Source organism: Peribacillus sp. SIMBA_075 (assembly GCF_046534585.1).
Genome location: NZ_JAWRYN010001439.1, coordinates 1 through 242 on the forward strand (window position 1 = coordinate 1; position 242 = coordinate 242).

Genomic DNA, 242 nt, shown 5'->3' on the forward strand with positions numbered 1-242 from the left:
TTCAGGTAGATGAAAGAGAGATTCGGATTACCTTCACGCAGCAAGTCGCGATAGTGTTTTTTCAATGCAGAACAGACGATCAGTGACACTTTATTAGTGCGCTGCATAGCAAACGCGGCGTCGTTCAGCGCCTGCAACCACGGTTTGCGATCGTCGTCATTCAGTGGTTCGCCAGACGCCATTTTTTCGATATTGCGCCGTGGATGGAGGAAATCGCCATCAAGAAACGCGGCATGAAGTTG

The 242-nt window shown here is 49.6% G+C and carries 1 protein-coding gene; it reads right to left on the reverse strand.

Annotated features, from left to right (window positions below):
• A partial coding sequence (locus SB775_RS33120; RefSeq protein WP_410865532.1) for a gluconokinase, GntK/IdnK-type occupies positions 1-242 on the reverse strand: 242 nt, incomplete at both ends.